Genomic DNA, 12,800 nt, shown 5'->3' on the forward strand with positions numbered 1-12,800 from the left:
AAGTACCCCGCGCAATCGCGCAGCAACAATGGAAGTCTGTTCCGTCGGGTGACGGCGCGCAGGGGATGGAAACTGAAAGGTGATGGGTACGGTTGGCGGGTTGGGGAACGACTGCCGTGGGCGCCGCTGCAGTCAGCGCCCCCCCGGCAACGGTATGACTTGCCGCTGGAATTCGTCTGGGTCAACCGGCGGAGTTAGCGGGGCCGGCGATGCGCTCTGACGCAGCACATCCTTCTGGCCTTGGCGCGCCTGATCCTCGAGCCGTTCGCACAGGTGCGCATTGCCGCGGCCCGAGAGGCAATCATAGTGTTCCTCGAACCGCTGACGGCGATGGTCCTCCACCGTGGCGCCCGGCTGGCTGGTCGACAGATCGAGCCAGAAGGCCTCTTCGGCTACCGCCTGCGTCAAAGACAGCATCAAGCTCCCGGCAATCGCGAGTCCACGGACAATTCGATGGCTTGGCGGAATGCGAGAAACGGGCAATGGAGGCTGCATGGGCTTTGGTTGGCGTGATGAGAATCGTTCCGGCCGAACGTAGCATCCATCGTTGGTCGATTTCCTGACGTCGCGCAAGTTTCCGGCTCGCACGGAAACGCGGAAGCAAAAAAAACCCGGCTCGGGTGAGCCGGGTTTTCTATACAGCTGTACTGCTTGGCGTGATGCCGATCAGACTGCGTCGCCCTCGCCTTCGGTCGCTTGCACAACCGGCGGCTCGATGAAGAGCGATTGCTCTTCGTCGCTGATCGCCTGTGCGCGTTCGCGCTCGGCAGCCTCGCGTGCCTTGCGGGCACGGTGATAGGCCAGGCCGGTACCGGCCGGGATCAGACGACCCACGATCACGTTTTCCTTCAGACCACGCAGGTCATCGGTCTTGCCCATGATCGCGGCCTCGGTCAGCACGCGCGTCGTTTCCTGGAACGATGCAGCCGAGATGAAGCTGTCGGTCGACAGCGACGCCTTCGTAATACCCAGCAGCAGGTTCTCGTGCGTGGCCGGACGCTTGCCATCGGCGATCACACGATCGTTCTCGTCGAGCAGTTCCGAACGCTCCACCTGTTCACCCGGGATGAACTTGGTGTCGCCCACATCGGCGATCTGCACACGGCGCAGCATCTGACGAACAATCACTTCGATGTGCTTGTCGTTGATCTTCACGCCCTGCAGACGGTACACGTCCTGCACTTCGTCCACGATGTAGTGCGCCAGCTCTTCGATGCCCTTCAGGCGCAAGATGTCGTGCGGATCCGCCGGACCTTCCACGATCATTTCGCCCTTGTTCACCACCTGGCCGTCGTGCACCAGCACCTGCTTTTCCTTGGCGATCAGGAACTCGTGGGCGTTGCCGTCCAGGTCCGTAATCACCAGGCGCTGCTTGCCCTTGGTGTCCTTGCCGAACGACACGGTACCGGTGACTTCCGCCAGCACGGCGGCGTCCTTCGGCGAACGTGCTTCGAACAGCTCGGCCACTCGCGGCAGACCACCGGTAATGTCACGGGTCTTCTGCGACTCGGTCGGGATACGTGCGAGCACTTCACCCACGTGCACCTGCTGGCCGTCCTTCACGGTAATCAGCGCGCCCACCTGGAAGCCGATGGTCACGGAGTGGTCCGTGCCCGGGATCTTCACTTCCTGGTTGTTCGCGTCGAGCAGCTTCACCTGCGGGCGCAGACCCTTGGTGGCAGCCGTGCGGCGCTTGGCGTCGATTACCACGAGGGTCGACAGGCCGGTGACTTCGTCCATCTGCTTGGCGACGGTCACGCCTTCTTCGACGTTCTCGAACTTGGTCGTGCCGGTGTACTCCGACACGATCGGGCGCGTCAGGGCGTCCCACGTGGCCAGCTGCGTACCAGCCTTGATGGCCTGGCCGTCTTGCACGAGCAGCGTAGCGCCGTAAGGGATCTTGTGGCGCTCGCGCTCGCGGCCGTGGTCGTCGGTGATCAGCGCTTCGCCCGAACGCGAAATGACGATCAGCTCGCCCTTCGTGTTGGTAACGTAACGCATGGTCGCCGTGAAACGCACGGTACCGGTTGCCTTCGCTTCCACGCTCGATGCCACTGCCGCACGCGATGCCGCACCACCGATGTGGAACGTACGCATGGTCAGCTGGGTACCCGGCTCACCGATCGACTGTGCGGCGATCACACCCACGGCTTCGCCGGAGTTCACCAGCACACCGCGGCCGAGGTCACGGCCATAGCACTTGCCGCACAGGCCGTAGCGCGTATCGCACGACAGCGGAGTACGCACCTTCACTTCGTCCACGCCGATGGCGTCGATCAGCTCGACCAGGTCTTCGTCCAGCAGCGTGCCGGTCTCGATCGCGGTTTCCTGGGTTTCAGGGTTCACCACGTCGGCCACGGTCACACGGCCCAGGATACGGTCGCGCAGGGCTTCGATCACTTCACCGCCTTCGACCAGGGCCTTCATGGCCACGCCGTTGGAGGTACCGCAATCGTCTTCCACCACCACCAGATCCTGCGTCACGTCGACCAGACGACGGGTCAGGTAACCCGAGTTCGCGGTCTTCAGTGCCGTATCCGCCAGACCCTTACGTGCACCGTGGGTCGAGATGAAGTACTGCAGAACGTTCAGGCCTTCACGGAAGTTCGCCGTAATCGGCGTTTCAATGATCGAGCCGTCCGGCTTGGCCATCAGGCCACGCATACCGGCCAGCTGACGAATCTGGGCCGCGCTACCGCGAGCACCCGAGTCAGCCATCATGTAGATCGAGTTGAACGACTCCTGCTTGACCGTCGCGCCGGTGCGGTCGACCACGTCTTCGTGCTGGAGCTGCTCCATCATCGCCTTGCCCACCTGGTCACCAGCGGCACCCCAGATATCCACGACGTTGTTGTAACGCTCCTGGTCCGTCACCAGACCCGACATGTACTGCTTGTCGTATTCCTTCACCTTGGCGGCTGCGTCGGAGATGATCTTCTCCTTCTGCGGCGGCACCAGCATGTCGTCGATCGCGATCGAGATACCGGCGCGCGTAGCCAGGCGGAAGCCCGACTGCAGCAGCTTGTCAGCGAAGATCACGGTTTCGCGCAGACCGCACTTACGGAACGCGGTGTTGATCAGGCGCGAGATTTCCTTCTTCTTCAGCGGCTTGTTCAGCACCGAGAACGGCAGGCCCTTCGGCAGGATCTCGGACAGGATCGCGCGGCCGACCGTGGTGGCCTGCAGCGTGATCTTGGGTGCGAAACGTGCGTCGCCGTCGGCGTCCTTGTTCACCACTTCGTACTCGGTGATACGGACGTTCACGCGCGATGCAAGCTCGACTTCCTTGTTCTCGTAGGCGCGGATGACTTCGCTGATATCAGCGAAGGTCATGCCTTCACCCTTGCCGTTGATCTTGTCGCGGGTCGTGTAGTACAGACCCAGCACCACGTCTTGCGACGGCACGATCGACGGATCGCCGTTGGCCGGGAACAGCACGTTGTTCGACGCCAGCATCAGCGTGCGGGCTTCCATCTGGGCTTCCAGCGACAGCGGCACGTGAACGGCCATCTGGTCACCGTCGAAGTCGGCGTTGAACGCGGCGCAGACCAGCGGGTGGAGCTGGATTGCCTTGCCTTCGATCAGCACCGGCTCGAACGCCTGGATACCCAGACGGTGCAGCGTCGGCGCGCGGTTCAGCATCACCGGATGCTCGCGGATCACCTCTTCCAGGATGTCCCACACCACCGGCGTCTGGCTTTCCACTTCCTTCTTGGCAGCCTTGATCGTCGTGGCGATGCCCATCGTTTCCAGCTTGTGGAAGATGAACGGCTTGAACAGCTCGAGCGCCATCAGCTTGGGCAGACCGCACTGATGCAGCTTCAGCGTCGGGCCCACCACGATGACCGAACGGCCCGAGTAGTCCACGCGCTTGCCCAGCAGGTTCTGACGGAAACGACCGCCCTTACCCTTGATCATTTCGGCCAGCGACTTCAGCGGACGCTTGTTGGCGCCGGTCATCGCCTTACCGCGGCGACCGTTGTCCAGCAGCGAGTCGACGGCTTCCTGCAGCATGCGCTTTTCGTTGCGCACGATGATTTCAGGGGCCTTCAGCTCCAGCAGGCGCTTCAGACGGTTGTTACGGTTGATGACGCGGCGATACAGGTCGTTCAGGTCCGACGTGGCGAAACGGCCGCCATCGAGCGGAACCAGCGGACGCAGTTCGGGCGGCAGCACCGGCAGGACTTCCAGGATCATCCACTCGGGCTTGATGCCCGAGCGCTGGAACGCCTCGAGCACCTTCAGGCGCTTGGCGAACTTCTTGATCTTGGCTTCGGAACCGGTGGCCTGCAGCTCGGCGCGGATCTGTTCGATCTGCTTTTCGATGTCGATGCCGCGCAGCAGTTCACGGATGCCCTCGGCACCCATCATCGCCACGAATTCGCCTTCGCCGTATTCATCGCACTTCGCGATGTAATCGTCTTCCGACATGATCTGGCTCTTCTTGAGCGGAGTCATGCCGGGTTCCAGCACCACGAACGCTTCGAAGTACAGCACGCGTTCGATGTCGCGCAGCGTCATGTCGAGCACCATGCCCAGACGCGACGGCAGCGACTTCAGGAACCAGATGTGAGCGGTCGGAGCAGCCAGTTCGATGTGGCCCATGCGCTCGCGGCGCACCTTGGCCAGCGTCACTTCCACGCCGCACTTCTCGCAGATCACGCCACGGTGCTTCAGGCGCTTGTACTTGCCGCACAGGCACTCGTAGTCCTTGATCGGGCCAAAGATCTTGGCGCAGAACAGGCCGTCGCGTTCCGGCTTGAACGTACGGTAGTTGATCGTTTCCGGCTTCTTCACTTCACCGTACGACCACGAACGGATCTTCTCGGGCGAGGCCAAGCCGATCTTGATCGCGTCGAACTGCTCTTCCTGCTGAACCTGCTTAAAGAGATCGAGCAATGCTTTCATTGCAACTCCTTGTTTCGCCGCCGGTCCGGAATTCGTCCGGAGCAGCGGCATTCAATTCTGTGGGAAACCACTCACTGGTGGGCACCGGCCTCGGCCGGCACCCTCGTCGTCCGGATCAGTAGCGATCTAGGTCGATGTCGATACCCAGCGAGCGGATTTCCTTCACCAGCACGTTGAACGATTCCGGCATGCCGGCGTCGATCGAGTGCTCGCCCTTGACGATGTTCTCGTACACCTTCGTACGGCCGTTCACGTCATCAGACTTAACCGTCAGCATTTCCTGCAGCACGTACGATGCGCCGTAGGCTTCCAGTGCCCACACTTCCATCTCACCGAAACGCTGGCCACCGAACTGGGCCTTACCGCCCAGCGGCTGCTGCGTCACCAGCGAGTACGGGCCGGTGGAACGGGCGTGCATCTTGTCGTCGACCAAGTGGTGCAGCTTCAGCATGTGCATCACACCCAGCGTGACCGGACGCTCGAACGCTTCGCCGGTACGGCCATCGTGCAGCGTGACCTGCTGCTTCGATGCCGTCAGGCCGCGTTCCTTCGCGATATCGTCCGGGTAGGCCAGGTCGAGCATCCGGCGGATTTCCGCTTCGTGCGCGCCATCGAACACCGGCGTGGCGAACGGAACACCCTTCTTCAGGTTGCCCGCCAGTTCCAGCACTTCGGCGTCGCTCAGGCTATCCAGGTCTTCGGCCTTGCCACTCTCGTTGTAGATCTGCGCGAGCAGCGGACGGAGTTCCTGCGCCTTGGCCGAAGCCTTGAGCATGTCGCCGATACGCTGGCCCAGACCGCGAGCGGCCCAGCCCAGGTGGGTTTCCAGAATCTGACCCACGTTCATCCGCGAAGGCACGCCCAGCGGGTTCAGCACGATGTCTGCCGGCGTACCGTCGGCCATGTACGGCATGTCTTCGATCGGAACGATCTTCGACACGACGCCCTTGTTACCGTGACGGCCTGCCATCTTGTCGCCAGGCTGCAGGCGACGCTTGACGGCCAGGTACACCTTGACCATCTTGATCACGCCCGGCGGCAGTTCGTCGCCCTGCGTCAGCTTCTTGCGCTTCTCTTCGAAGGCCAGGTCGAACTCGTGGCGCTTTTGCTCGATGGCTTCCTTCACCGCTTCGAGCTGGGCAGCCACTTCCTCGTCGGCCGGACGGATGTCGAACCAGTGGTACTTGTCCAGGTCGGCCAGGTACTCGCGGGTCAGCTTGGCACCCTTCGCCAGCTTCTTCGGACCGCCGTTGACGGTCTTGTCGAGCAGCATGCGCTCCAGACGCTGGAACGCGTCGCCTTCCACGATACGGAGCTGGTCGTTCAGGTCCAGACGGTAGCGCTTCAGTTCGTCGTCGATGATCGACTGGGCGCGCTTGTCGCGCGTCACGCCTTCACGCGTGAAGACCTGCACGTCGATCACGATACCGCTCATGCCCGACGGCACGCGCAGCGACGTGTCCTTCACGTCCGAAGCCTTCTCGCCGAAGATCGCGCGCAGCAGCTTCTCTTCCGGCGTGAGCTGGGTTTCGCCCTTCGGCGTGACCTTGCCCACCAGCACGTCGCCGGCTTCGACTTCCGCGCCGATGTACGTGATGCCCGACTCGTCCAGACGCGCCAGTTGCGCTTCGGCCAGGTTCGAGATGTCGCGCGTGATTTCTTCCGGTCCGAGCTTCGTGTCGCGGGCGACGACCGACAGTTCCTCGATGTGGATCGAGGTGTAGCGGTCTTCAGCAACCACACGCTCCGAGATCAGGATCGAATCCTCGAAGTTGTAGCCGTTCCACGGCATGAACGCGACCAGCATGTTCTGGCCCAGCGCCAGCTCGCCCAGGTCGGTCGATGCGCCGTCGGCGATCACGTCGCCACGTGCAACGATATCGCCAACCTTCACCATCGGACGCTGGTTGATGTTGGTGTTCTGGTTCGAACGCGTGTACTTGATCAGGTTGTAGATGTCCACGCCGACTTCACCGGCCACGGCTTCGTCGTCGTTCACGCGAATCACCACACGCATTGCGTCGACGTAATCCACCACGCCACCACGCGTTGCCTGAACGGCCGTGCCCGAGTCAACGGCCACGGTACGCTCGATGCCGGTACCAACCAGCGGCTTGTCCGGACGCAGGCAAGGCACGGCCTGACGCTGCATGTTCGCGCCCATCAGTGCACGGTTCGCGTCATCGTGTTCCAGGAACGGCACCAGCGATGCAGCGGCCGACACGATCTGCGACGGCGCCACGTCGATGTACTGAACGCGGTCCGGCGTGACCATACGCGTTTCACGCTCGGAACCTTCACGCGCCGACACCAGTTCGTCGATGAGGTTGCCTTCGGCGTCAACGGTCGCGTTGGCCTGCGCCACCACGTACTTGCCTTCCTCGATGGCCGACAGGTAATCCACCTGGTCGGTCAGCTTGCTGTTTTCCACCTTGCGGTACGGCGTTTCCAGGAAGCCGTACTCGTTCAGGCGGGCGTACAGTGCCAGCGAGTTGATCAGACCAATGTTCGGGCCTTCCGGCGTTTCGATCGGGCACACGCGACCATAGTGGGTCGGGTGCACGTCTCGGACTTCAAAGCCGGCGCGCTCGCGCGTCAGACCGCCCGGGCCAAGAGCCGAAACACGGCGCTTGTGGGTGATTTCCGACAGCGGGTTGGTCTGGTCCATGAACTGCGACAGCTGCGACGAACCGAAGAACTCGCGAATCGCCGACGAAATCGGCTTCGAGTTGATCAGGTCGTGCGGCATCAAGTTCTCGGTCTCGGCCTGGCCCAGACGCTCCTTGACGGCGCGCTCCACGCGCGACAGGCCGGCACGGAACTGGTTCTCGGCCAGTTCGCCGACGCAACGCACACGACGGTTGCCCAGGTGGTCGATATCATCGACTTCACCCTTACCGTTACGCAGGTTCACCAGGATCTTGATCGTCTCGAGGATGTCCTCGTCCTGCAGCACCATGCTGCCTTCGCCGCTCGGGCGCGACAGACGGCTGTTGACCTTCATGCGGCCAACGCGCGACAGGTCGTACGATTCCTCGCTGTAGAACAGGCGCTGGAACAGCGCTTCCACGGCGTCCTCGGTGGGCGGCTCGCCCGGGCGCATCATGCGGTAGATGGCGATACGCGCGGCCGTCTGGTCCGCGGTGTCGTCCGCACGCAGCGTTTGGGAGATGTACGGACCCTGGTCCAGGTCGTTCGTGTACAGCGTCTGGATGTCCTTGACGCCGGCTTCGCGCAGGTTTTCCAGCAGCGTCTCGGTCAACTCGTCGTTGGCGTTGGCGATCACCTCACCGGTGTCCGGATCAATGATGTTCTTGGCCAGGACGCGACCCAGCAGGTAGTCTTCCGGCACGCTGATCAGCTTGGTACCGGCGGAGTCCAGATCACGGATGTGCTTGGCGTTGATCCGCTTGTCCTTCTCGACGACCACGCGACCATTCTTGTCGACGATGTCGAAGCGCGCGACTTCGCCGCGCAGACGCTCGGGCACGAACTCGAGTTGCGCGCCTTCGCTCTGCAGCGTGAAATTGTCGAACACGAAGAAGTGCGCCAGGATCTGTTCCGGCGTCAGGCCGATCGACTTCAGCAGGATCGTCACCGGCATCTTGCGGCGACGGTCGACGCGGAAGTACAGGATGTCCTTCGGATCGAATTCGAAGTCGAGCCACGAGCCACGGTACGGAATGATCCGTGCCGAGAACAACAGCTTGCCCGAGCTGTGCGTCTTGCCCTTGTCGTGCTCGAAGAACACGCCCGGCGAACGGTGCAGCTGGCTGACGATGACACGCTCGGTGCCGTTGATGACGAAGGAGCCGGTCGAAGTCATGAGCGGAATTTCGCCCATGTAGACTTCCTGTTCCTTCACTTCCTTCACCTTGCCCGGATTCTCACGATCGTTGATGATCAGGCGAACCTTCGCGCGCAGCGCCGAGTGGAACGTCAGGCCACGCTGCTGGCATTCCTTGACGTCGAACGGCGGGTTGGACAGGTGATACGAGACAAACTCCATACGGGCAAGCCCGTTATGGGAGGAGATGGGGAAAATCGCGTTGAAAGCGGCCTGCAGACCTTCGCTCTTGCGACGCGCGGGCGGCGTTTCCGCTTGCAAAAACTGGGTGTAGGATTCAATCTGTGTGGCAAGCAGGAATGGAACCTGATGAACCGTCGCACGCTTCGCAAAGGATTTGCGAATGCGCTTCTTTTCGGTGAAGCTGTACGCCATGGGATCTCCGAATCATCGCAGGGCTGGCTGGACCTGGCCAACACCTGAGGTGTTCAGCGACTGGGAGGGGATTTGGCGGTTGGCCGCTACCAACCTCTGGCTGACGGTGCCCGCACGCTGCGGGCGGTGTGGTCATTGCACGGCGCAATGCCTGTACTCGCCCGGGGGACACCCGACCAAACTTGTCTTCTGCAGTCGGTTCAGAAGACAAACATCAGCAACCACCTAGTGTGCCACTGATGTTTGGCTTCTGCTGAAGCCGCGAACAATTGTCGCGTGCCAAGCATATCTTGCCGCACATTTCTGCGTATTTCGCTCGCCTTTGCGCCGTTTGGGTGAATCATTCAACACACCCCACAGAAGCGCAAAAAGGCTGGCGCCGGGAATTTCCCTTTGCCAGCCCCATCCGCGTGCCCGGGGGCACGCGTGGTACCACTTACTTGACGTCGACCTTGGCGCCAGCGTCTTCCAGCTTCTTCTTCGCGTCGTCGGCGGTAGCCTTGTCCACGCCTTCCTTGACGGGCTTCGGTGCGCCATCGACCAGGTCCTTGGCTTCCTTCAGACCCAGACCGGTGATTTCGCGCACGGCCTTGATCACGCCAACCTTGTTCGAGCCGACTTCGGCCAGAATCACGTTGAACTCGGTCTTTTCTTCAGCAGCGGCAGCACCGCCAGCGCCCGGGGCAGCAGCCACAGCCATGGCAGCAGCCGACACGCCAAACTTCTCTTCGAACGCCTTGACCAGGTCGTTCAGTTCCATCACGGACATCGCGCCAACGGCTTCCAGGATGTCGTCTTTAGTGATTGCCATTTGGATTACTCCTACTAGATTTGATTCGGGATCGGTAATGCGATCTGTCTATGCGACGGCTCAGGCGGCCGGGGCTTCCGCTTCCGCGGGAGCACCTTCTGCCTTCTTGGCAGCAACTGCAGCCAGCAGGCGGGCAAAGCCCGACACCGGCGCCTGCATCACGCCAAGCAGCTGAGCGATCAGTTCGTCACGGCTCGGGATCGAAGCCAGGGCCTTGACGGCGCCAGCATCGAGAACGTTGCCGTTGTACGACCCTGCGCGCAGGACCAGCTTGTCGTTGGTCTTGGCAAAGTCGTTCAGAACCTTGGCCGACGACACTGCATCTTCGGAAATACCGTAGATCAGCGGACCGGTCATTTGCTCTGCGAGGCCTGCAAACGGCGTACCTTCGACGGCACGGCGGGCCAGCGTGTTCTTCAGAACACGCAGGTACACGCCTTGCGTACGAGCGGTAGCACGCAGCTTGGTCAGATCGCCAACCGTGATGCCGCGATATTCGGCCACGACGATGGTCTGAGCCTTGGCGACTTGCGCCGAAACCTCAGCTACGACGGCCTTCTTATCTTCAATATTGAGTGGCACGGTTAAGCTCCAAAACGATGCGAATACACCAGGCGGACCTGGTACAGACACATCAGTCCAAACGAACGGCGTCCGATTGGCCCGAATCGGCCGGGTCATGCCCAGCTTCATCAATCCCTTCGGGTGCGCCATCTGCGCTGGCGGGCCGGCTCACATCGGGGCGTGCGTGCCCCGCAAGTACCGACCGATTAAGTCCACGCTGCGGAAACGCTGCAGTGTGAACACCAGCGGTCTTTGATAACCAGCAGCACCTGCCGCGCTTTCCGCGCAACGGGCGCCACTGCCCAAAGCCATACTCCTTCGCCCCTCGGCTCCGGAGACGATCCCGGCCATGCCGAGATCTTCAATTCCTGCCCTGACCGGTGTTATCGGGTTCCGGTCAGGTGATTGCCGTCAGCTCAGGCTGACAGCGAGGTCTGTTCGACGCGAACGCCAACGCCCATCGTGGACGACACGGCGATCTTGCGCAGGTAGACACCCTTGCTCGTAGCCGGCTTGGCCTTGACCAGGGCTTCCAGCAGGGCGCTCAGATTGCTCTTCAGCGCGGTGTCTTCGAACGAGCGACGACCGATGGTGGCGTGGATGATACCGGCCTTGTCGACACGGAACTGAACCTGACCAGCCTTGGCGTTCTTCACGGCCTGGGCTACGTCCGGCGTCACGGTGCCAACCTTCGGGTTCGGCATCAGGCCACGCGGGCCGAGGATCTGACCCAGCGTACCAACGATACGCATCGTGTCCGGCGAAGCGATCACGATATCGAAGTTCAGGTTACCGGCCTTGACTTGCTCGGCCAGGTCTTCCATGCCGACCACGTCAGCACCGGCGGCCTTGGCGGCTTCAGCCTTCTCGCCCTGGGCGAACACGGCAACGCGAACCGACTTGCCGGTACCAGCCGGCAGCACCACGGAACCACGCACGACCTGGTCCGACTTCTTGGCGTCGATGCCCAGTTGCACGGCCACGTCGATCGACTCGTCGAACTTTGCCGAAGCGCAGCTCTTGACCAGGCTCAGAGCCTCGTCGATCGGGTAGAACTTGGTACGCTCGATCTTCGCCTTGTTGGCGGCGACGCGCTTGGAAACCTTAGCCATTTACAGACCCTCCACGGTGATGCCCATCGAACGCGCCGAACCAGCGATCGTACGCACGGCGGCGTCGAGGTCAGCAGCGGTGAGGTCAGCGTTCTTGGCCTTGGCGATTTCTTCAGCCTGGGCGCGGGTGATCTTGCCAACCTTGTCGGTATGGGGCTTCGCCGAACCCTTGGTGATGCCTGCTGCCTTCTTGATCAGCACGGTCGCCGGCGGCGACTTCATCACGAAGGTGAAGCTCTTGTCGGCGTAGGCGGTAATCACCACCGGCACCGGCAGACCAGGTTCCATGCCCTGAGTCTGCGCGTTGAACGCCTTGCAGAACTCCATGATGTTCAGACCACGCTGACCCAGTGCGGGACCAACGGGCGGGGAGGGATTTGCTTTACCAGCCGGGATTTGCAGCTTGATAAAGCCAATAATCTTCTTGGCCATCTTTACTCCAATCCGGATCCGTTCCTTTGGAATCAGATCCTGTTGAGTCGTAACGCGCTATCGCCATGCCAATCGGCACAACCTCACGCTCCTCTTGGGCACACCTTGCGGGCACCCTATCCTGGCTGCTGCCTGTCTTGCGACGCCAGCAGCCAAAAATGCTTAAACCTTCTCGACCTGGCCGAACTCGAGTTCGACCGGCGTTGCGCGTCCGAAGATCGTGACCGTCACGCGCAGGCGCGACTTTTCGTAGTTCACTTCCTCGACGTTGCCGTTGAAGTCAGTGAACGGGCCGTCCTTGACACGGACCATTTCGCCCACTTCGAACAGCGTCTTGGGACGCGGCTTCTCGACCCCTTCCTGCATCTGGGTCATGATCTTGTCGACTTCCCGCTGGGAAATCGGGCTCGGGCGATTACGCGCACCGCCAACGAAGCCAGTCACCTTGCTGGTGTTCTTCACCAGGTGCCAGGTCTCGTCGGTCATTTCCATTTCCACCAGCACATAGCCAGGGAAGAAACGACGCTCGGTCACAGATTTGTGGCCGCCCTTGATCTCGACGACTTCTTCCGAAGGCACCAAGATGCGGCCAAACTTGTCCTGCATCTCGGCGCGCTCGATGCGCTCCTGCAGCGCGCGCTGCACACTCTTCTCCATACCGGAGTAGGCGTGCACCACATACCAGCGCTTCTTCGACGAAGGCGATTCCGCGGCGGTGGTTTCCTGCTGAGCGTTATCAGTCATGTGCTAC

8 protein-coding genes are annotated in these 12,800 nt (G+C 61.6%); all 8 read right to left on the reverse strand.

Annotated features, from left to right (window positions below; genetic code table 11):
• Positions 1-132: 132 nt before the first annotated feature.
• Complete coding sequence (locus K6G35_RS15095) at positions 133-417, reverse strand: hypothetical protein (RefSeq protein ID WP_008649190.1); 285 nt, start codon at positions 415-417, stop codon at positions 133-135.
• A 249-nt stretch (positions 418-666) separates the two neighbouring features.
• Complete coding sequence (gene rpoC, locus K6G35_RS15100; protein ID WP_008649191.1) at positions 667-4,908, reverse strand: DNA-directed RNA polymerase subunit beta'; 4,242 nt, start codon at positions 4,906-4,908, stop codon at positions 667-669.
• 115 nt (positions 4,909-5,023) lie between these two features.
• Complete coding sequence (rpoB, locus tag K6G35_RS15105; protein WP_008649192.1) at positions 5,024-9,130, reverse strand: DNA-directed RNA polymerase subunit beta; 4,107 nt, start codon at positions 9,128-9,130, stop codon at positions 5,024-5,026.
• Positions 9,131-9,566: 436 nt separating this feature from the next.
• Entirely contained in the window at positions 9,567-9,941 is a 375-nt protein-coding gene (rplL, locus tag K6G35_RS15110; protein ID WP_008649193.1) for a 50S ribosomal protein L7/L12, read from the reverse strand.
• Between the two features lie 60 nt (positions 9,942-10,001).
• Positions 10,002-10,523 carry a 50S ribosomal protein L10 gene (rplJ, locus tag K6G35_RS15115; protein ID WP_008649194.1) on the reverse strand — a complete coding sequence of 174 codons (522 nt, stop codon included), beginning with the start codon at positions 10,521-10,523 and terminating at the stop codon, positions 10,002-10,004.
• Between the two features lie 398 nt (positions 10,524-10,921).
• A complete protein-coding gene (gene rplA, locus K6G35_RS15120) occupies positions 10,922-11,617 on the reverse strand; it encodes a 50S ribosomal protein L1 (protein ID WP_008649195.1) in 696 nt (231 codons plus the stop codon).
• A complete protein-coding gene (gene rplK, locus K6G35_RS15125) occupies positions 11,618-12,049 on the reverse strand; it encodes a 50S ribosomal protein L11 (RefSeq protein WP_008649196.1) in 432 nt (143 codons plus the stop codon).
• A 162-nt stretch (positions 12,050-12,211) separates the two neighbouring features.
• Positions 12,212-12,793: a transcription termination/antitermination protein NusG gene (gene nusG / locus K6G35_RS15130; protein ID WP_008649197.1), complete on the reverse strand. Its 582-nt coding sequence runs from the start codon at positions 12,791-12,793 to the stop codon at positions 12,212-12,214.
• Positions 12,794-12,800 lie beyond the last annotated feature (7 nt).

The sequence above is a fragment of the Cupriavidus sp. HY129 genome (genome assembly GCF_059492215.1).